At 63.4% G+C, this 18,494-nt stretch carries 19 protein-coding genes; 10 read left to right on the top strand and 9 right to left on the bottom strand.

Annotation, left to right across the window (positions count from 1 at the left end):
• Positions 1 to 7: 7 nt before the first annotated feature.
• From trbF to LXE91_RS15880, 7 genes are all read left to right on the top strand, one after another.
• Complete coding sequence (gene trbF / locus LXE91_RS15910; protein WP_046543508.1) at positions 8 to 709, top strand: conjugal transfer protein TrbF; 702 nt, start codon at positions 8 to 10, stop codon at positions 707 to 709.
• Positions 709 to 1,704, top strand: a complete 996-nt coding sequence (trbG, locus tag LXE91_RS15905) for a P-type conjugative transfer protein TrbG (RefSeq protein ID WP_046543571.1) — start codon at positions 709 to 711, stop codon at positions 1,702 to 1,704. The genes trbF and trbG overlap by 1 nt, the downstream gene beginning before the upstream one ends.
• A gap of 2 nt (positions 1,705 to 1,706) precedes the next feature.
• Positions 1,707 to 2,969: a TraB/TrbI/VirB10 family type IV secretion system protein gene (locus LXE91_RS15900; protein WP_046543507.1), complete on the top strand. Its 1,263-nt coding sequence runs from the start codon at positions 1,707 to 1,709 to the stop codon at positions 2,967 to 2,969.
• Positions 2,966 to 3,244 (top strand): DUF2274 domain-containing protein, encoded by a 279-nt coding sequence (locus LXE91_RS15895; protein ID WP_046543506.1) that lies wholly within the window; start codon positions 2,966 to 2,968, stop codon positions 3,242 to 3,244. Before LXE91_RS15900 ends, LXE91_RS15895 begins: the two co-directional genes overlap by 4 nt.
• Before the next feature lie 128 nt (positions 3,245 to 3,372).
• Entirely contained in the window at positions 3,373 to 3,960 is a 588-nt protein-coding gene (locus LXE91_RS15890; protein WP_052760011.1) for a restriction endonuclease subunit S, read from the top strand.
• On the top strand, positions 3,953 to 5,425 hold the full coding sequence (locus LXE91_RS15885; RefSeq protein WP_046543505.1) for a type I restriction-modification system subunit M: 1,473 nt from the start codon (positions 3,953 to 3,955) through the stop codon (positions 5,423 to 5,425). The genes LXE91_RS15890 and LXE91_RS15885 overlap by 8 nt, the downstream gene beginning before the upstream one ends.
• A 123-nt stretch (positions 5,426 to 5,548) precedes the next feature.
• Positions 5,549 to 6,538, top strand: a complete 990-nt coding sequence (locus LXE91_RS15880; protein WP_052760010.1) for an Abi family protein — start codon at positions 5,549 to 5,551, stop codon at positions 6,536 to 6,538.
• Positions 6,539 to 6,834: 296 nt separating this feature from the next.
• Here the strand turns inward: LXE91_RS15880 and LXE91_RS15875 are convergent, their stop codons facing one another.
• The 4 genes from LXE91_RS15875 to LXE91_RS15860 form a co-directional block, all read right to left on the bottom strand.
• The gene (locus LXE91_RS15875; RefSeq protein WP_046543504.1) at positions 6,835 to 8,781 is read right to left on the bottom strand and encodes a DUF3732 domain-containing protein; all 1,947 of its coding nucleotides are present in this window, start codon (positions 8,779 to 8,781) and stop codon (positions 6,835 to 6,837) included.
• Positions 8,778 to 9,293 carry a three component ABC system middle component gene (locus LXE91_RS15870; protein WP_052760009.1) on the bottom strand — a complete coding sequence of 172 codons (516 nt, stop codon included), beginning with the start codon at positions 9,291 to 9,293 and terminating at the stop codon, positions 8,778 to 8,780. Before LXE91_RS15870 ends, LXE91_RS15875 begins: the two co-directional genes overlap by 4 nt.
• Entirely contained in the window at positions 9,290 to 10,504 is a 1,215-nt protein-coding gene (locus LXE91_RS15865) for an ABC-three component system protein (protein WP_046543503.1), read from the bottom strand. Before LXE91_RS15865 ends, LXE91_RS15870 begins: the two co-directional genes overlap by 4 nt.
• A 378-nt stretch (positions 10,505 to 10,882) precedes the next feature.
• Positions 10,883 to 11,173, bottom strand: a complete 291-nt coding sequence (locus LXE91_RS15860; RefSeq protein WP_046543502.1) for a hypothetical protein — start codon at positions 11,171 to 11,173, stop codon at positions 10,883 to 10,885.
• A gap of 553 nt (positions 11,174 to 11,726) precedes the next feature.
• On the opposite strand from LXE91_RS15860, the gene LXE91_RS15855 reads away from it, so the two are divergent.
• On the top strand, positions 11,727 to 12,569 hold the full coding sequence (locus LXE91_RS15855; protein ID WP_143274586.1) for a hypothetical protein: 843 nt from the start codon (positions 11,727 to 11,729) through the stop codon (positions 12,567 to 12,569).
• Between the two features lie 356 nt (positions 12,570 to 12,925).
• Positions 12,926 to 13,102, top strand: a complete 177-nt coding sequence (locus LXE91_RS15850; RefSeq protein ID WP_157644966.1) for a hypothetical protein — start codon at positions 12,926 to 12,928, stop codon at positions 13,100 to 13,102.
• A 61-nt stretch (positions 13,103 to 13,163) separates the two neighbouring features.
• Here LXE91_RS15850 and LXE91_RS15845 read toward each other — a convergent pair whose 3' ends face one another.
• The 4 genes from LXE91_RS15845 to LXE91_RS15830 all read right to left on the bottom strand — a co-directional run bounded on the left by LXE91_RS15845 (position 13,164) and on the right by LXE91_RS15830 (position 16,340).
• On the bottom strand, positions 13,164 to 13,796 hold the full coding sequence (locus LXE91_RS15845; protein ID WP_039342778.1) for a glutathione S-transferase family protein: 633 nt from the start codon (positions 13,794 to 13,796) through the stop codon (positions 13,164 to 13,166).
• A gap of 34 nt (positions 13,797 to 13,830) precedes the next feature.
• The gene (locus LXE91_RS15840; protein WP_039342898.1) at positions 13,831 to 14,577 is read right to left on the bottom strand and encodes an SDR family NAD(P)-dependent oxidoreductase; all 747 of its coding nucleotides are present in this window, start codon (positions 14,575 to 14,577) and stop codon (positions 13,831 to 13,833) included.
• A gap of 32 nt (positions 14,578 to 14,609) precedes the next feature.
• Entirely contained in the window at positions 14,610 to 15,470 is an 861-nt protein-coding gene (locus LXE91_RS15835; protein ID WP_039342779.1) for an alpha/beta fold hydrolase, read from the bottom strand.
• A 120-nt stretch (positions 15,471 to 15,590) separates the two neighbouring features.
• On the bottom strand, positions 15,591 to 16,340 hold the full coding sequence (locus LXE91_RS15830) for an SDR family NAD(P)-dependent oxidoreductase (protein ID WP_039342781.1): 750 nt from the start codon (positions 16,338 to 16,340) through the stop codon (positions 15,591 to 15,593).
• A 161-nt stretch (positions 16,341 to 16,501) separates the two neighbouring features.
• Here LXE91_RS15830 and LXE91_RS15825 point away from each other — a divergent pair, with 161 nt between their 5' ends.
• Entirely contained in the window at positions 16,502 to 17,431 is a 930-nt protein-coding gene (locus tag LXE91_RS15825; RefSeq protein WP_039342783.1) for a LysR family transcriptional regulator, read from the top strand.
• 353 nt (positions 17,432 to 17,784) lie between these two features.
• Here the strand turns inward: LXE91_RS15825 and LXE91_RS15820 are convergent, their stop codons facing one another.
• Complete coding sequence (locus LXE91_RS15820; RefSeq protein WP_039342785.1) at positions 17,785 to 18,402, bottom strand: 3'-5' exonuclease; 618 nt, start codon at positions 18,400 to 18,402, stop codon at positions 17,785 to 17,787.
• Positions 18,403 to 18,494 lie beyond the last annotated feature (92 nt).

The raw sequence follows: 18,494 nt of genomic DNA, 5'->3' as shown, positions 1-18,494 counted from the left end.
AACCCTCATGCGATTCAAACGACCGCAGGTGCGCTATGGCGATACGCCGCAGCCTGCGACCCCTTACCAATCTGCCGCACAGGTCTGGGACGAGCGCATTGGCTCGGCCCGCGTGCAGGCGAAGAACTGGCGGCTGATGGCTTTTGGTTGCCTGTCGCTGGCATTGCTGATGGCCGGTGGCTTGGTCTGGCGCTCCGCGCAGTCCATCGTAACCCCCTATGTGATTGAGGTGGACGAGGCCGGGCAGGTGCGCGCGGTGGGCGAAGCGGCCACGCCGTACCGGCCGAGCGATGCGCAGGTGGCATATCACCTGGGCAGGTTTATCGGTCTGGTGCGCTCGCTGTCCATCGATCCCATCGTGGTGCGGCAGAGCTGGCTCGACGCCTACGACTACGCCACCGACAAGGGCGCGGTCGTACTCAATGACTACGCACGGGTGAACGATCCGTTCACCCGCATCGGCAAGGAGTCGGTGTCGGTGCAGATCACCAGCGTGGTCCGGGCGAGCGATGCCTCGTTCAACGTGCGCTGGACGGAGACACGCTTCGTCAATGGCGCGCTGGACCGCACCGAACGCTGGAACGCCGTGGTGTCCACGGTGCTGCAAGCCCCGCGCACCGAGCAGCGGCTGCGCAAGAACCCATTGGGTATCTATGTCAACGGCCTGTCGTGGAGTCGGGAACTGGATGCCAACGAAGGAGCCAAATGATGAATCCCTTGAAACTGTTTTCTCGCATAGGTGCATTCGTGCTGGTGGTTGTGGCCCTGTCGGCCTGTGCTACACAAGGCAAGCCGCCACCGACCATCGCACTGGATGAGGTTGTGCAGGCCAGCCCATTGCCTGAGCCGCCCAAGCCGGTCGAAGTGGTGGAGGTGCCAAAGGTGCTGCCGATGCCCGCGCAGATGAAACCGCTGGCGGACGGCGAAGCCAAGACACTGCCCGAGTCCCCCGATGAAAAACAACGGGTCGCCCGCGCCAACGCCGAGGCGCGTGTCGCGCCCACGCGCGAGGGCTATGTCAACGCGATCCAGGTCTGGCCTTTCACCGATGGTGCGCTGTACCAGGTCTATGCGGCCGTGGGGCGCGTGACGGTGATCTCGCTGCAGATGGGCGAGGAACTGGTGACGGTGGCCGCAGGTGACACGGTGCGCTGGATCGTGGGCGACACCTCCAGCGGCGCGGGTGAAGCGCTGCGCGTCAACGTGCTGGTCAAGCCGATCCGCTCGGGGCTCAAGACCAACCTGGTCATCACCACCAACCGGCGGACCTACCTGGTCGAGCTGACCTCGACTGAGAAGGCCTGGATGGCCTCGGTGTCCTGGGAGTATCCGAAGGACAAGATGCTGGCCCTGCAGCGCCAGGCACAGGCAGCGAGCGCTGCGGCGCCCGTGGAGTCAGGTCTGACGCTGGAGAAGCTTCGGTTTCGCTACGCGGTCAGCGGTAGCAATCCGCCGTGGAAGCCGCTGCGGGCCTTCGATGACGGCGAGAAGGTGTACATCCAGTTCCCGCAGGGCATTGCGCAGGGTGAGCTGCCTCCGCTGTTCGTGATCGGGGCGCAGGGGGATGGGCAACTGGTGAACTACCGGTTTCGCGCACCGTACTACATCGTGGACCGGTTGTTCGGCGCTGCGGAACTGCGCCTGGGCGGGGACAAGGGTGAGGTGGTGCGGATCGAGCGCACGGATGGCAAGCGAGGAGGCTGAGCATGGGCCAGGACGACACACCCGATCTCGCCACGCCGCAACCCGGCAAGGTGGCGCCTGAAGCCGTGGCGCTGCGCGCCCAGCCCCGCCCGGTGACACGCCTGAATCGGCGCACGCTGGCCATGCTTACCGGCGGCCTGTCGGTCGCCGTGCTCGGCGCCATGATCTGGTCGCTGCAACCCCATCGGCGCGGCGGCGGCGAGCAGACCGAACTGTTCAACGTGGACCGCGTGTCGAAGTCGGAGGGCCTGGACCAGCTTCCATCCGACTACTCGAAACTGCAGAAGGTGCCTGTGCTGGGGCCGCCGCTGCCGGGCGATCTGGGGCCGGCCATCGTGAAGTCGCAGCAGCCGGTGTACGGGCCACCGGGACATGATCCCGAGGATGCGCTGCGCAAGGAGGCGGAGGCGGCAGCGGCTTCGTCGGTGTTCTTCCGCTCGGTCAGTCAGCGTGCCGCTGCTGTGCCGGCGGGGCAGGGTGCCGCGGCATCCGGTGCCTTGGCAGCCGGCCTGGCGGGCTTTGACCCGCTCGCGGCGGGGCCCGCATCGACGGCGGCCCAGCCCTCCGATCCGACGGCTGTGCAGAACCGGCAAGACCAGAAAGAGGGATTCCAGAAAGCCGGAACTACAGAATCCCGCAATTCCGGCAATCTGCAAATGCCGGTATCTCCCTACCAGGTCATGGCAGGGACGGTGATCGCCGCGGCGCTGGTGACGGGCATCAAGTCCGACCTGCCGGGCGATGTGATCGCCACGGTGACGGAGCCGGTCTATGACACTGCCACGGGCAAATTCCTGCTGATCCCGCAGGGCTCGCGCATCCTGGGCAAGTACAACAGCCAGGTGAGCTACGGGCAGAGCCGGGTGCAGATGGTGTGGAACCGGGTCATCCTGCCGGACACATCGTCGTTGTCGCTGGACAACCTCGTGGGCACCGACCCGGCGGGCTATGCGGGGCTGGAGGACGGCGTGGACCGGCACTGGGGGCGCATCCTGGCGGGCGCGGCGCTCACCACGCTACTGGGCGTGGGGGCCGAACTGGCCGCGCCCGAGAACCGGCAGGATGGAAACCGCGTCGTCATTGCTGGGCGCGATAGTGTGCAGGACAGCGTGAACCAGATCGGGCAGGAGATGACCCGGCGCAACATGAACATCCAGCCGACGCTCACGGCTCGGCCGGGGCTGCCGGTGCGGGTCATCGTGAACCGGGATCTGGTGCTGCGGCCTTATCAGCCGATGTTTTTCCAGCGCGGGGCTATGCGATGAGCACAACCAGAGAGCTGCGGCTAGGCCCTCTGCCTAGGGCTGAGAGCATTAAGCTGACTTTCACCTGCCCGGCCAACATAAAGGCGGATCTCGATCGGTATGCCGCGTTGCACGCTCAGACCTACGGCGAGGCGGTCGATGCGGCGACGCTGATCCCGCACATGCTTGAGGCTTTCATGGCTGGGGATCGAGGGTTCAGGCGAGTGAGCGTCAAGCGAAAAACTCTCATTGCCTCTGTCGAGCCGCCGTCCGGTACGGGTGATGCAAAGGAATAGCGCCCCGCGCTGAAGCCAAACGGCTCGTCACAAGCCGCGAGTAGTTGCTGATATGCGGATGGTTCTACGCTTGCGTGCTAGCACTAGTCTGGTACACTGTCTGTGCATCAAGGTAGAACTATCCGCAAATGAGCCACCCACTAGGCACCATCGCCAAAGTCCACGCAGCCGCCGTTTTGCGCGACCAGGCCCCGAAGGAGGGGCCTGACGGTAACGTGCGCGCACTGGCCATCCGAGATCTGGTGGCTGGCAAACCCTTGCGCTGGCACGAGTTGCCACGCCTGCATGTGCCAGAGCGGTATCTCTCGTACTGCCTTCAGCGCGGCGACGTCGTGATCCCGTCGAGGGGTGACTACTACAGGGCCTGGCTCTTCGATGGTGCCGACGATCCGGTCTTCCCCGTGGGCCAGCTCAACGTGATCCGCCCGAGCCCCCAACTGGACGCGCGCTACCTGGTCTGGCATCTGAACGAGCCGTCGACCCAGAAGCGGATTTCTTTGCTGTTGACGGGCACCACGATCAAGGCGCTGACCAAAGCTGCGCTTCTTTCGCTGGAAGTCGAAGTTCCGCCCATGCCGAAACAGCGCCAGATTGCTGAACTCGATCAGACCAAACAGGAGATTGTGGGCATTCGACATCGTTTGAACGAGATCGACCGGATCGAGGTCGCCCACATGACGCGACAAGCACTGCGCAGGGGGGCCGCACATGTTTGACCCCGCGCGACAAGATTCCATTCGGTCTGCAGTTCTCCAGGCCTGCGACGCGTTCCGCGGAATCTGCGGGCCGATGGAGTACAGAGACCTCGTGCTGGCAATGCTGCTGGTAAGGTTCCTATCTGATTTTGCGTCGGCCCACGGCAACCAGGCTGCCGTAGTCTCTACCGATGCCTCCTATTGGGTGCCGGACGAGTCCCGCTTCGACCGCCTCGTCGCTGCCCGCAACAGCGCTGACCTGGGGAAACGCATCGATGCGGCCCTTGCTGCCATCGAACAGGCCAATGCTGGCCTGCGCGGCGTCTTCCAGGGCATCAGCTTCAACTCGACCGTGCTCGGCAACGCAGAGCAAAAGGAGCGTGTGCTTGGGCGGCTGCTGGATGCGGTCAGTGCTAGCGCTCTGAATCTCAGCGAGGACGGCGGCTTGGCGAATGAAGCCGTTGCCTTCGCGTGTGATTCGCTGATCAGACATACCTCGGAGCAGGGTGGAAGATGGGGCGGTGAGTTCTACACCCCGCCCGAGCTGTCTCAGCTGCTGGCGCGCCTGATGGAACCCGCGAGTGGCGAGGCCGTCAGTGATCCCTGTTGTGGAACAGGTTCTCTGCTGATCGCCTGCAGTCAGTTCGCCAGGGCGAGGTCAGGGCAGGGCGGGTGCGACCTCTTTGGCCAGGAGAAGAACGGATCCACCTGGGCGCTGGCCAAGATGAACATGGTTCTTCATGGTGAGATCCGTCATCAGCTCGAGTGGGGAGACACCCTGCGTGACCCCAAGCTGCTCGACGCCTCTGGCGGGCTGAGGCAGTTCGATGTTGCTGTTTCCAGCCCACCGTTTTCGCTGCGCGACTGGGGGCACGAAATGGCGGAGAGAGACGTCCATCAGCGCTACCGACGCGGCGTCCCCCCGCGAACGGCCGGTGACTACGCGTTCATAAGCCACATGGTTGAGACGCTCGCGCCTGAGACGGGCCGCATGGCAGCGGTCGTGACCTTGGGGGTGCTCTTTCGCACTGGGGCAGAACGGCAGATCCGCGAGCAACTCGTCCGCGAGAACCTGATCGATGCGGTGATCGCCTTGCCTACCAAGATGTTCGCCCATGCGGCTATCCCGGTCGCGATTCTCGTGCTGCGCAAGCGGAAGGCCGACGACGGCGTGATCTTCATCGACGCCAGCGACACCTACCAGCATGGCAAGACGCAGAACGTGCTGCGCGAGTCCGATCTGAGCATGATCGAGGACATCTACCGCCGGCGGCAAGACGTTGAACGGTATGCACGCCTCGTGGACCCAAGCGAGATCGCGGCGAACGACTTCAACCTCAGCGTGGCTCGGTATGTGGCTACCGCAGCAGATGAGGAAGCGGTTGACCTCGACGCCTTGCGAGCCGAGCGCGTTCAACTCAAGTCCGAGCTGGCGCGGCTGGAAGCCAAGCTGTCAGCGTTGCTGGAGGAGGCCGGTCATGCGTAGCACAAAGGAAAACGGCCGCTTACGCGGCCGCCTCCTCTTTTGCGTCTTGGAGTCCAGCGTCCGTCCGAAGAGGGTGCTACTGAACCATGTTGCCCAAGCGCTTACCAGGGGAGTATAACACGCATGCTGAAACTGATTACAGGCAACCCTGCTGGGAATCTGGCACACGTCCAGGCACTTTCGCATGCGCGACTGAGCAGCTACCGAAGCTTCTTCGGCGCGACGGATGACGGTGAGGCGCTGGGACTCTACCAGTGGAACGACGACCTGAGCGCCGTACTTTTTCGCACGATCTCGCTGGTGGAGGTGGTGCTTCGGAACCAATTTCATCATGCCATGAGCCTGCGCTATGGCGCAGTAGGTGGCCAGGGCTCCAAGGACTGGTACGCGCACGTTGCGCTGAGCAGCCTGTCGAAGGCCAAGATCATGGACGTCACGCACTACAAGCAGGGCAAGCAGTTGCTGCCGCGCGTACCTGCCCCCTCACCCGATGACGTGGTGTCCGGCCTGACATTCGGGTTCTGGCCGCGCCTTCTCGACCTCACGGTCGATGTTCACCGACAACCCGTGGCATGGGGCCCCATCCTCGTTGACGTTCTCCCCGGGCATCGGCAGCGACAGGCAGGCTACTGGGCCAAGCTGAAACATAGAGACGCCCTCTTTGCCAGGCTCGACCTGTGCAATGAGCTGCGAAATCGCATCGCTCACCACGAGCCCATCTGGAAGCTGGGACCACTGATGGCTGAGAGCCGTTCCCGTCACGGGTCGCCGGTGGTGGTGATCCAGGCGCCTGCGCCCACAACGCCTGCGGATGCGCTGAACCGTTTGCGTACGCTGTACGACCGTGTTATTGAACTGCTGGGCTGGCTGTCCCCCGCGGTGGCGGCTAAGCACAGTGCCAGCGATATGCATCTGCGCTGCCTGAACCTGCTGCAGATCAATACTCTGCGCGATTATCGGCGCGCGTTGCCTCCAGCCGAGATCGACCTCGCGACAGTACCCAACCTGAGGTCCCTGCGAAAGGCGCTCAGGTACGCTGCTCGCCGCAGGCAGCCAGTGCTTATTAAGGACGGCCAACGGTTGATCGGCAATCTGTCCTGCACCACACCGTGAAGAAGCCCGCTGTGCGGAATCGTATTCGCCGAAAGCTTCGCACATGACTCCGCCAACTGCGCTCAAACGGCGCAGGACGGGTCGGCTTGTCTCGCCACGTTCACTGGCATCGGGCAGCGATTGGTCATCTAGAAATTCGATTCGTACCTCTTGTGAATGCGCCGTACTGTACGTTCTTCAAGCTGCGTCCGTTGCCAGTAACTACGGTTGCGATGCCTCGGCTGCAGCGTCGATATGCTCGCAGTTTCGCATCTCACCCCCTAGGTTGCTGCTATTTTCCGCATTGGCAGTGACGCTCAGGCTGCGCGCGGCCAGTTCTCGGGGACGAGCTTCGATCCATCACGCCAGCGCTCCCGCAGCGCGGCTTGGAACCGGGCGTCGTCGCTGAAGTCCGGATGGTCGGTGATGAGCACCTGGAATTTGCCTTCCAGGCGCTCGACAACATCAAAGATCAGTCCGAAGAGCCGCTTGACGGCTCGGCGATCAGTGTCGATCTTCTCCTGCGTCACGCCGTCGCCCGGCGCCGTGTCGGGCGAGAAATGCGCCTGAGACAGCTGGTCAAGCAGAAGGAAGGCCGGCACAGGACGGCCGCGGCTTGCAAACCAAGTGTGCAGAGCCAGGTGCGCCACGATGTGGTAGCCCACATGATTCTCGCCGCTGCCGATCTCGCGCATGGGCACAGGCCGATCGGGCGTGTCGGCTACGACAGTGAGGTTGCGTGGGTCCAGGCGCAGGGGCGACTCTGAATACTCGAGGTCGATCCGTCTCGCATAGTCGGACAGATAGCGGTTTACGTTGGACAAGCAGGAATCGAGTTTGGCCTGAATGGTGTCGGTACTGACCGCTTCGTTGAGTTCGCCTTCCTGTACGCGCAGTTCCGTGAGTCGTGCCTGCTGCTCACTGATGTCCGGCATCTGAGGGATGTTCTCCATGTACAGGCTGATGCGCCCCAGCACCATCGCGCGCCGCGCCTCGGTGTCGCTTGCCAGTTGCAGGCGCTGGCTGCCGCGCTTGACAGCGGTGAGCAGCGCGCGGTTATCGTCGAGCCGGCGGCGCACGTCGGCCAGTTGAGTCTCTACCTGCTGGATCGCGGTCGCGATGCGCGGCGTTGCAGCGTCCATCGCGCCGCTGCGCTCACCGATGTAGTCCTGGGCTGCGCGCAGATCGCTGATCGAGGGGACTTGCGATGCCTCGGGAAGATCCTGCATGCATAGCGGGCAGGCGTGACCGGGCGCGTCGTGCTCGAAGACAGTTACCGCCTGCAGTCGTGCAGTGTGCTCACGGGCCTCGCCGGCATAGCCCCTGGAGCTGCCTTCGAAGCTGCGGGCGCGTTCCAGCGTGGATAGCAGCGAACGCTGCTCGCGCACAAGCCCGCTGCGCACGTCGGAAAGGCGCCGAAATTCGACGTCCTCGCCAGCTTCAGCTGCGGCGGTTGGGATCGGGGTGTTCTGGATCGCGCGTAGCGCCTCGATTTTTTCCTGCCAGGCAGCATCGTCGTCGAGCGTGCTCAGGCCGACCGCTTTCGCCTCGGCCAGCAAGGTGTCGGCGCGGCTGAGGCCTTCGCCGCGGATTGCAGCGGCCTCCGCCAGCCTGCGCTCGATCTGCCTAAGCTCGGTACGCACGCGCTTGAGTTCCTGCTGTTGAGCGACGTAGTCGTCGGTCACGGCGCCGAGGAAGTAGGGCAGGGTGTCCTTGATCGCCTGGGCCACGAACCGGTCGTTGGAACCGTGGAACAGGTACTTGCGCTGCGCGATCTCGGGCTGCGCCTGGAAGCAGAAGGTGAGGGCGTGGCTGATGGAGGCGGCCAAGGGCTCGCGCGTCTGGCCCGGAGGCGGCTCGTGCAGGTAGTCGCCCATTCCTACCCAAGACGCCAGCATCGCGCGCAGGCCCTCGCGGTTGGTTGTCGCGCGCAAGGCCTCGGCCTCAGGGATCGTGACCTTGTCGTTGGCTTCGACATAGATCGCCTCATTGGATTTGCCATCACCCTTTGGCAACTGGCGCGCCACGAAGGCCTGCCCGCGGCCGGTCTCCAGCAGCAGGCCGAACCAGGCGACGTTGCGCCGCACCTTGCCCTCGGGCACGTCGATCTCTTTGGCGCCCATCGCGTACTCGATGATGCCCACCAAGGACGATTTGCCGGTGCGCGGGTCGCCCGAGATGATGTTGACGCGGCCCGGGGCGAAGGGCACCACGCGGTGCCGCCCATCGTGGCTGTAGATGACGACGGCGCGAATCTGAATCATGGTTGCACTCCCAACAGCGCCAGCACCGTCGGCGGCGCGCCCGCTTTGCACAGCCAGCGGCCGACCAGTGTCGCCTGGCGCATGCAGTCCCTCACCTCCACACTCGACGTGCGCAGATAGGCGTTAATTTTCTTCAGGGCGACGTCGCTGGCCTCAAGCCTTTGCCCCTCCAGCGACAGTAGCCCGTGCTGCACCCCAAACAAGAGGGCCTCGCGTACCGTCGCGCGCAGCACGCCCACACCTTTGGCGACGGCCGATCGCTCCAGCGGGTGGTCATGAACCCAGGTGGCGAGTGAGGTAGTGGTCGAGCGAGGCAGCTGCTCGCGCGTCTGACCGCGCAAGATCAGACTCGCGCCGACGAACGCCATTGCAAAGGGCAAGCCGCCTCCTTCGCTGCCAAGCGCTGTGGCCTCGGTCCGGTAGCCGCGCGTGAGGTGCCACACTACGATAGCGCAGAAGGCGGGGTTGAGCAGATTGCGCTGCTCGATGCTGCGTTCTTGCCAGGCGTTCATGCTGCGCTGCCTTTGCTGGACGCGTCGAAGACGGCTTGCAGTCGCGCCTGGAAGTCGGGATGCCAGCCTAGGCGCAAGTCCTCGGCCAGCATATGCAACGAGCCCCGGCAGACCCAGGGCACGTTGACGCCCGAACGGATCGGCACGTGCGCATCCTCTGCCCACTTCAAGATCGCGCGGCCCGCACGGGCCATGGCGTCTTCGGAGGCGCCTTCGCCGAGCTCGTCGCACGCCTGGGCGAACTGCAGCTCCCACTCGGTGTGCAGCCGCTGGTCGTATTTCTGCAGGTCGGCATCGAATAGCAGGTCGTCGCGGGTCCAGGCCGAGCGCTGGCGAAAGGCCTGCAGGTAGCTGACGATTGCATTGCGGATGCGCAACTGGCTGCCGCCCACCAACTCCACCTGTTTGTAGAAGGGGCGATCGGCGAACTCCGGCAACTGGTCGAGGGCCACCATCAACGTGTCCAGCTCTCCGTCGATCGGTAGCGAGTCGGGTTTCAGCGACTCCTGGATCTCCACGATCTGGGCGTCGATTTCCGCGCGCGGGATGCCCCCGGACGGGTGAACCAACTCGTGCACTACGCGGCGGAACCACCAGCCTTCGAGCATCTGGATTGACAACACCTGATGATGCAATGACACATGGTAGAGCTCCACCTTCAGTTGCTCGGTGATGGCGACTGCGTCGGGCTGGGACGGCACTACATAGACGCGCGCCAGCAACTCTTCCCGGGCGGCCTCGTCCAAGGTGAGGTAAGCCTTGAAGGCGTCCTTGAGCTCGCTATTGCTGGAGGTGGTAGCTGCGTGTTTGAGCCGCTTGGCCGCTTCCGCCACGTCGCGCCCGTCACCCTCGATGCCCAACGTAGAGCAGGCGCTGCCGAAGGGCGCTGCGGCCGTGGCGATCAGGAAGCGGGCCGTCTCGGCTGGAATCTCGCCGCTCTCCAGTCCCGCGAGCCAAATCCGCATGGTCTTCCAGAGCTCGGGGCTCAGGTCGGTCAGGTTGGCCATCGCATTGAGCGAGTGTTTGGTCTGCAGCACGGCGTCGGGTTCGCCGCCGACCTCGAAGCTCACGTCGTCCAGAGTCTCGATGCTGACGGTGAAGTCACCGGCGGGGCTGCGTCGCAGCGCCCACAACAGCGCGACGCGGACCTGGTAGAGGTAACCTACCATCGGGCCAGCGGCGCCGAACGTGGAGAGGCTGGTGGGACTCATGGGTTGGGACCTCCTGGATTAGGCGACCGCAAGGATTTGCACGTCGGCGGACGCCAGCAGCGTGTAGAGCGGAGCGATGCTCCGGCGCGTGTTGCGACTGGGGGAATGCGTGAAGAAGACCCGCTGCTTGGCGCGTGTGAACGCCGCGAAGAAACCGACGGTCGCCTTGCGGTGTTCTGGGCGTAGCTCCGCCAGGCCAAGTCGCCCAGGTCGACGAAGATCACGGTGTGACGCTCCAGCGCCTTGCTCTTGTGCAAGGTCATGAGGGGCACCTCTTTCGTTCCTTCGTCGGCTTCCAGCGCTGGGGCCAAAGCGATTTCCTCGAAGGCAGGTTTCGCCTCACTTTTGGCTGTGGAGGACCATGCACCCACACCGCGCTTACCAGCCCTCACGCTGGTAGTGGTGGGCTTCGGGGTAGTAGTCGTGATGGACATGGTCCCGGTAGAGCCGGTAGCAGCCGTAGCCCCAGAGAAGGAGCGCAACGGCGTGGAAGCCTATCTCCATCCACTGGTAGGCTATCGGTGGCTGAGGTTGGCTCGGCAGAATGCTGAAAACTTTGGCGATGAAATTCGCAATAGCAAACGGCACGGCAGTCGCTGCCAAATAGAGCGTCCCGCGCCATTTGCCGAATTTGTAGGCCATCCGGCCGGTGTCCAACAGATAAAGCATTGCATTCTCCGTTACTGATACTTACGTGCATGGTAGCGACTATTCGGCCCACTAACGGGCATGAGCGCATGGACGAAACGCAAAGCGGCGGCTGCGCTTGATTGCTTGCTGAGGGAAGGGGTCGCGTCTGGACGGCGTGCGCTACTGGGTGGCGAACTGCGTGCTTTGCCACTGGCCGCATCGGCGGTTTAGCTCCAGGCAATAGATGGCTCGTGCGAAGCGGCGCCCTGCACGCTGCCTTCAGACGCAGTCTCCAACCTTCGCCGTAGTCGGCATAGTGCTGGTAACGTCGATGATGAGGTCGGCGTTGCAGCGTACTCTGGAAGGTCGTGGCGGACGCTATCTAAGTACTCCGACATACGCTGGTCTTTGACCCAGTTTTCGAGCCGTTTTCTTGGGGTAAGTTTTGGGTAACCACATCGCCAAACCATGCCAATCCACGCCCAAAGCATGCTCCAGCGCGTTCCGGCGTAGATGCTCTAAGTGGCCGTCATCAAAGAGAATTTCTTCCGCTAAGTGTTAAAGCACTTCTGTCTATCTACACAATGCTGCTATGGGCTCAATCGAAATCTCGCCGCAGGGGATGTCCATCATTGAGGACTGCCATGTCCGATCCATTGTTGACTCTCTCGAAGAGGATGAGGCTTCGGAGGACTGGTATCCGGCCAATAACATGTCGATCAAGCTCTGGCAGTGCTTGGAAGCCCTGAGAGACATTGATGTCGCTCTGGAAAGCGCTCTCGGCCAGAAGAACTCGACAAAGCGAAAGCGCCAACTCAAGCAGTTCTCAGTTCAACTTCATTCCTTCGCCACGGCCGTGGTTAGACTATGTGATCAAGTTGTTGGCGATCAGGACGCGCGCAGATGGCTTGAGCCGGGGACAACCAAGCAAGTCTCGATCATTAAGTCCGAGTTTCTGGAACTGGTGCCAATCGACCACAAGGGCGACCTGTCGGTGCTGAGAAATCGCATGGGCGGACACATTGACCGAGACCTGGCGCCATGGAATGCGCGCGAGATACTGTCCCGCAAGGCAATCTCGGGCTTTGGCCGGTGGCTCCACGTCTGCTTGCATGCGATGCTGGATCTGCTGAAGCTTGATGTCTACTCATGGAGCGTGCACTCAGGGGAGGGCAACTTTCGCCTCATGGCAAAGGAACCGTTTCTGCTGACTTTCAAGATAGGCAAAGACGAGAAGGAGCTTGTTGCGATTCACATTGCGCGGTCTCCGCGCAGCGTCATTGCCGATATCGCCGCATCTGTCGTGACCAACTCGCAGTGGATGTTCGAGCCTGGCGAGGCCAGGATCGGGTCATTGCGGGGAGATCGCGGAGCGCAATGGAATACGTTCACAGGCTGCAGCGCACTTTGGGCAGCTAAGAACTCGTTCGGCTGATTGTGCGGGCATACCATTGGGCGTCCTACTACGAAGTAAGGATGAGCATGACACCGTGTGAAACTCCGTAGCGAGCCCGCCGGAGTATGATTGAAAGCGGTTGACAATGAAGTCAAAAGAGTCGCTTCCCCGCAAATCGCTCCATCTCTCGCACCAGCAAAAGATATGCGCTTCTGACGGTAAAAGCGACGGTAATGCCCATGTCGATCACAGCCAAGTCCTTTAACCATGCGGGTTTGGGCAGCCTGTTGATGATGGAGTGGGAGTGAATTGACGGCCTTCGAGGACTATCGCCAGCTATCGAAAAACTGCCGTGACGTGTTGACCTTCAGGTCGATACGTCACGGAATCTATCGATGGCTATCGCCGGCCAGCAAAACAAGTTGGCCGTCGATCTGACGGTAAAAATCGAGGCCGGATCAAGACATTCCCGTTCACTATTCAGACTTTTACCGTCTTCGACGGTAAAAGTCTTCTCCGGGAAGCTTGTTTTACGCGGCTTTCCGGGCATCCACCGGTCTCCCGATCCCTGACGGCAAAACCGCCAAAAATTGGACACGGTGAACGGTTCGGAATATGCGAAACGGACCGTGTTCAAGCGGCTGCACTGCCGCGAAGCGAGACGGCGTCATACCAGCGTCGCAGGGCGTGGAATTCTTCCGGAATCGACAAGTCGATCGCCTTCGCGGCGAAATCCACCGTGACGAGCAGCGTGATGTCCGCTACCGAGAAGTTCTCGCCAGCGGCGAAGGGCGACTCGGCCAGCCGCGCGTTCATGTCCGCGAACAGATTCTTCACGCGCCGCGTGCTGCGCTCGACCAGTGCAGGGATCTGCTCGTAGTCGTGCGGTCCCGCGATCGCCCGGCCTTTCAGGCCGGGCGCCTTGTTCCGAATCGCTTCCATCACTGACGCAAAGCCTTCCTGCTCGATGCGGCGATCCCACATCGAGACCACGGCCTGCTCCGCGGGCGTCGTGCCGAAGAGCGACGGCGTCGGGTACACATCATCGAGGTAGCGGCTGATGACGGGCACTTCGCCGATGGTCGTCCCGTCGTCCAGCACCAGCGTGGGCACGACGCGGCGAGGATTGATGGCGCGGTAGGCGTCGCCGTGTTGTTCGCCCGTGCCCAGGTCGACGGGGACCAGGGTGGGAGTGAGACCCTTCTCGGCGAGCAGGATGCGCACGCGGCGCGAATTGGGCGACGAGGTGGAGTGATAGAGCTTCATTTGAATTTCCTTGAGAGATTGAATGGGCGGGGGCTCAGAGCTTGGAGCCGCCATCCACGCGCAACGTGTCACCGGTGATCCAGCGCGACTGGTCCGAGGCCAGGAACGCGACGACGCTGGCGATGTCGTCGGGTTGGGCCAGGCGTTGCAACGCCTGCATGCCGAGGGTTGCCTCGCGGCCGGCGTCCGTCTTGGTGAAGCTCGACATCTCGGTCTCCACCACGCCCGGCGCCACTGCGTTGACGCGGATGCCACGCGGGCCGAGCGCCGCGGCCCAGTGCTTCACCAGCGTATCGACCGCCCCCTTGGTGGCCGAGTAGGCAGAGAGCGTGCCGACCGAGGCGCGTGCCGCCAGCGAGGACAGCAGGACGATGCTGCTTCCTTTGCACAGAGCGGGCAGTAGTTGCTGCACGAGGAAAAAAGGTGCACGCACGTTGACGGCGAAGAGCGCGTCGAAGTCCTCGACCGTCGTCTCCTCGATCGACGCGGCCCTGGCGATGCCGGCATTGGCCACCAGAACATCCAGCCGTCCGCCGATGATGGTGCGAACACGCTCGGCGAGCTTGTGGGGACCGTCCGGCGAACGCAGGTCGGTTGCGATCGTCTCGGCTTTGCCGCCGGCGCGGCGGATCTCGTCGACCACAGCCGTCGCGTCCGTTTCGCCGCTGCCGTAGTGAACCAGGACCTGCGCGCCGGCCGCGGCCAGTGTCAACGCGGTGGCCCGGCCGATGCCGCGCGAAGCACCGGTGACGAGCGCGGTCTTGCCTGTGAGTGAGTTCATGACGTCCATCTCCAAAGAGGTTGCGAGGTCGCTCAAGCGCTGGCCGTGCCGGCCGGGCCTTCGTTCAGGAACTGAATGGCGTGCGCGACGAAGCGCTCCGGGTACTGATAGATCGAGCCGTGGCCGGCGTCCGGATAGATCACCAGCTGGGCGTTCGGCAGGTGCTGCTGCAGCGTGACGGAGTGCGCCGTCGGGATGATCGCGTCGTTGCTGCCCTGGACGATCAGCGTGGGCTGCCGGATCGACTTCAGGTAGGCCAGCGCATTCTCGTCCGGCGCGATCCACTTGCCGATGGCGACGCCTTGGGCGGCGACGGTTTGCGCGCTCGCTTCCGGGTCGCGATCCTGGCGGCGCCACTTGCGTTGAAGGAAGTCGATGCCGGCTTTCTGGCTCGCGTCGGACGGAGCGAAGTGCACCGACAGCCAGAGGTGTTCAGGCGGCTCGTAGCGGCCCGCGAAGATCTCGGCCGAGCGGCTGGCCGTCATGTCGTTGCCGCGATGGCCGGTGCCGACGAGGATGAGCTTGCGCACGAGATCTCCGCCTTGAAGTGCGATCTCCTGCGCGACAAAGCCGCCAATCGAGATGCCCAGCACATCGACCTGGTGGAGGCCGAGCGCGCGGATGAAGGCGATTGCGTTGGCACCCATTTCCGGGAAGCTGGCAGGCGTCTCGCCGGACGAGCTGGACACGCCGGCGTTGTTGAACAGGATCACTTCGCGCGTCTCTGCCAGGCCGTCGGTCACGGCCGGGTCCCAATAGTCCATCGTTCCGGTGTAGTGCTGGTTGAAAACGATTGGCACGCCGCTTGACTTACCGAACCGGCGATAGGCGAAGCGGATGCCATTGGCCTCGACGTACCGGGTCGGGGCGGTGTGATGGGTGAAGGCGTTCATGGTCGTATTCCGGATGAGGCTGACGGATTCTTGAGCGGGCAAGACGCTGCCCGGCTCCGGTGCAAAGCCGGGCGTTGCCCGGGCGACAGGGAGGGCCGCGCCGGCTCGGCGCGGCTCGGATCAGCCGGCGGTCTTGCCGCCGTCGACGGTGACGATCTGGCCGGTTACGAACGCTGCAGCGTCCGAAGCCAGGAAGCGCACGGCCGCTGCAATCTCGGCCGGCTTGCCGACGCGGCCCAGCGGCACGCCCGAAGCGAGCGCGGCCTTGTTCTCCGGCGTGCCGGTGAAGCGGTCCAGCATGCCGGTGTCGGTCGGGCCGGGAGCCACGGCGTTGACGCGAACGCCCGCGGCCGCCACTTCCAGCGCTGCGGACTTGGTCATGCCCTCGACGGCATGCTTGCTGCCGGCGTACACCGACGCGTAGGCCGCACCTTCATGCCCGTAAGTCGAGGAGATGTTGATGATGCTGCCGCTGCCCTGGGCAGTCATCACGCGCAGTTCGTGCTTCATGCTCAGCAGCGTGCCGAGCACGTTGGTGTCGAAGGTGGCGGCGTAGCTGTCGGCGGTCTGGTTCACGATCAGGCCGGGCTGGCCTTCGGTGCCGGCGTTGTTGACGGCCACGTCCAGGCGGCCGAAGTGCGCCACGGTCTGGTCCACCAGATCCTGGACCTCCTGGTCGTGCCGGACATCGGCCTGGATGAAGTGGGCCTCGGTGCCCAGCTGACGGAGTTCGGATTCGAGCGCCTTGCCTTCCGCCGGCCGGCGGCCGGAGATGACGAGACGGGCGCCGCTGCCTGCAAACGCCAGGGCGGTGGCGCGACCGATGCCGGTCAGCGCGCCGGTGACGAGAATGACGGGGTTGGAGGTCATGATATGCTCCTTGAGGTATGACGGTTGACGTATGGGCGATGGGTTGCCGGGGTTCGGAAGCTGCTTTTCCCGGCGCCATGGTTGAGAATTTAGGGGCTTCCACTCGCAAACAAAAAGACTTTGTAAGCGGGTGGGGATGCTTGAAAAGCATGGGAGAAAGCATGGAGCTGAGACATCTGCGCTACTTCATCGCCGTGGCGGAGACGGGCAGCCTGACGGTGGCTGCCGAGCGTCGGCTGCATACCTCCCAACCTTCGCTGAGCCGGCAGATCCGCGACCTGGAAGATCAGGTCGGCGTGGATCTGCTGAGCCGCAGCACGCGCGGCGTCGAACTGACGCCGGCGGGGAAAGCCTTCATCGATCACGCGCGGCTGGCCCTGAGCCAGGTTGATGCGGCGATCGAGGCCGCGCGCCGGGCGGCGCAGCCGAGCAAGCAGCGTTTTGCACTGGGATTCCTGACCGGGCAGGAGATGACCTGGCTGCCGAAGGCGCTGAACCTGCTACGCGACGAGCTGCCGAACATCGATGTGACGGTCTCCAGCGATTACTCACCGGACCTGGCGGATGCATTGGCGCGTGGCCGGCTGGATCTGGCCTTCCTGCGCGCCGAGCCGGGCTTCGATCTGGACTACACGACGGTTGGGCAAGAGCCGCTGGTCGTGCTGATGCCGAGCGATCACGCGTTGGCGTCGCAAGAGCGCATCCGCCCGCAGCAACTCGTGGGACAGCCTTTCGTGGCCATGGCCAACAAGGCACGCGTGCTGCGTTCTGTGGTGGACACGTACCTGCAGCGCGAAGGTGTGACGCTTACGCCCACCCAGGGCGTGGACAACCCGGCGATGGTGATGTCGCTCGTGGCGTCGACGCGCGGGCTGACGTTGATTCCCGACTACGTCGAGAACCTGCTGCCGTGGTCCGTGGTGAGCCGCCCGCTGGCGGGAGATGCGCCGACAATCGACCTCGTTGTCGGTCACAGCCGCTCCAACGCCTCGCCAATCCTCAAGCTCTTCCTGTCCCGGTTGGGCGAACTGGTGCCAGCGGCCGCCAAACAAGCAATGCAGCCCGGGAATGTCATAAGGACGGGCGCCTGACATGTTCGGCGCAGAACCGGTGGTACACGCGTCAGATTCTTCGGGATGCAGTGCCGAGCCCAAACTCCGCCACTGGTTGGAGAAATCGGTTGGGCGCACAACCTGCTCATCATGCTGCGCTGCAAGTGCGCGCAGGTGCGTCAGGGCGACGTGAGCCGGTTCATCTGCATCATCATGTGCAAGGAGGGCCCTTGCATGACACGATCGTGGGCGGCCACAAAATGGCTGTCCTGCCGTTGCCTTGTATTCGGAATCGACCGGAAGAGTGTTGCGACAAGAAAACGGCTTGGCAGATTGCCAAGCCGTTTTTCATCAGTGGATTGCGCGAGTCGGAAGCATCGCGACCCGGATGCTCACGCGTGTGCGCCCACGAGCGAACGCAGGTAAGTCGGCACTTTCGCCTTCGCCGTGGCCTGTACACGCGCCATGAGTGCGTGATCGATGCGATTCAGTCCGTAAGTCCGCGCAATGTCGTGCTGCAGCCGACACCACAGGTGCCCGGCCATCTCGGCATCGACCATCGCCCGGTGCGCACGGCCCGATTTCGGCAGCCGCAGCATATCGACCAGGCTCGACAGGCGGTGACTCGTGGCATCCGGGTAGATGCGTCTCGCCACGAGCATCGTGCAAGCAAACGCATGCTCGGCCGACTCGCCAAGCAGCCCGAGTTCCGACTGCCAGAACCGTTTGTCGAAACCGGCGTTGTGGGCCACGACCGCATGCTTGCCGACGAACGCCGCGGCTTCCTTCATGACCTTCGACGCCGGCGGCGCCGCTGCGATCATCTCGTTCGTGATGCCGGTCAGCGCGACGACATCGGACGGAATGCGTCTGCCTGCATTCATCAGGCTCTGGAAACGGTCGACGATTTCACCGTCCCGTAGCAGGATGACGGCGATTTCGGTCGCACGGTCGCCCATATTCGGCGAAAGTCCGGTTGTTTCGAAGTCCAGTACCGCAACGGTTTGCATGGTCGAATCCTGTGGCTTCACGCGGTGTCGTTAGAGTGGCCGAGAGGTTAGCATCTCCAGGCCCGCGACAGGCTCGTTCAGCCCGGGAAACG

Origin of the sequence: Burkholderia contaminans, assembly GCF_029633825.1 — a bacterium.
Taxonomy (GTDB): Bacteria; Pseudomonadota; Gammaproteobacteria; order Burkholderiales; family Burkholderiaceae; genus Burkholderia; species Burkholderia contaminans.
The sequence above is the reverse complement of the archived record's forward strand: the minus strand, read 5'-3'. Positions and strand labels throughout refer to the sequence as shown.

Excerpts from the sequence above, each read along its gene's own strand:
- LXE91_RS15855 (WP_143274586.1), top strand. The coding sequence starts at position 11,727 with ATGGGCTCAATCGAAATCTCGCCGCAGGGGATGTCCATCATTGAGGAC.
- LXE91_RS15875 (WP_046543504.1), bottom strand. The coding sequence starts at position 8,781 with ATGATTCAGATTCGCGCCGTCGTCATCTACAGCCACGATGGGCGGCAC.
- LXE91_RS15860 (WP_046543502.1), bottom strand. The coding sequence starts at position 11,173 with ATGCTTTATCTGTTGGACACCGGCCGGATGGCCTACAAATTCGGCAAA.
- LXE91_RS15830 (WP_039342781.1), bottom strand. The coding sequence starts at position 16,340 with ATGACCTCCAACCCCGTCATTCTCGTCACCGGCGCGCTGACCGGCATC.
- LXE91_RS15850 (WP_157644966.1), top strand. The coding sequence starts at position 12,926 with ATGGCTATCGCCGGCCAGCAAAACAAGTTGGCCGTCGATCTGACGGTA.
- LXE91_RS15885 (WP_046543505.1), top strand. The coding sequence starts at position 3,953 with ATGTTTGACCCCGCGCGACAAGATTCCATTCGGTCTGCAGTTCTCCAG.
- LXE91_RS15825 (WP_039342783.1), top strand. The coding sequence starts at position 16,502 with ATGGAGCTGAGACATCTGCGCTACTTCATCGCCGTGGCGGAGACGGGC.
- LXE91_RS15870 (WP_052760009.1), bottom strand. The coding sequence starts at position 9,293 with ATGAACGCCTGGCAAGAACGCAGCATCGAGCAGCGCAATCTGCTCAAC.
- LXE91_RS15845 (WP_039342778.1), bottom strand. The coding sequence starts at position 13,796 with ATGAAGCTCTATCACTCCACCTCGTCGCCCAATTCGCGCCGCGTGCGC.
- LXE91_RS15820 (WP_039342785.1), bottom strand. The coding sequence starts at position 18,402 with ATGCAAACCGTTGCGGTACTGGACTTCGAAACAACCGGACTTTCGCCG.
- LXE91_RS15890 (WP_052760011.1), top strand. The coding sequence starts at position 3,373 with ATGAGCCACCCACTAGGCACCATCGCCAAAGTCCACGCAGCCGCCGTT.
- LXE91_RS15895 (WP_046543506.1), top strand. The coding sequence starts at position 2,966 with ATGAGCACAACCAGAGAGCTGCGGCTAGGCCCTCTGCCTAGGGCTGAG.
- trbG (WP_046543571.1), top strand. The coding sequence starts at position 709 with ATGAATCCCTTGAAACTGTTTTCTCGCATAGGTGCATTCGTGCTGGTG.
- LXE91_RS15880 (WP_052760010.1), top strand. The coding sequence starts at position 5,549 with ATGCTGAAACTGATTACAGGCAACCCTGCTGGGAATCTGGCACACGTC.
- LXE91_RS15840 (WP_039342898.1), bottom strand. The coding sequence starts at position 14,577 with ATGAACTCACTCACAGGCAAGACCGCGCTCGTCACCGGTGCTTCGCGC.
- LXE91_RS15835 (WP_039342779.1), bottom strand. The coding sequence starts at position 15,470 with ATGAACGCCTTCACCCATCACACCGCCCCGACCCGGTACGTCGAGGCC.
- LXE91_RS15865 (WP_046543503.1), bottom strand. The coding sequence starts at position 10,504 with ATGAGTCCCACCAGCCTCTCCACGTTCGGCGCCGCTGGCCCGATGGTA.
- trbF (WP_046543508.1), top strand. The coding sequence starts at position 8 with ATGCGATTCAAACGACCGCAGGTGCGCTATGGCGATACGCCGCAGCCT.
- LXE91_RS15900 (WP_046543507.1), top strand. The coding sequence starts at position 1,707 with ATGGGCCAGGACGACACACCCGATCTCGCCACGCCGCAACCCGGCAAG.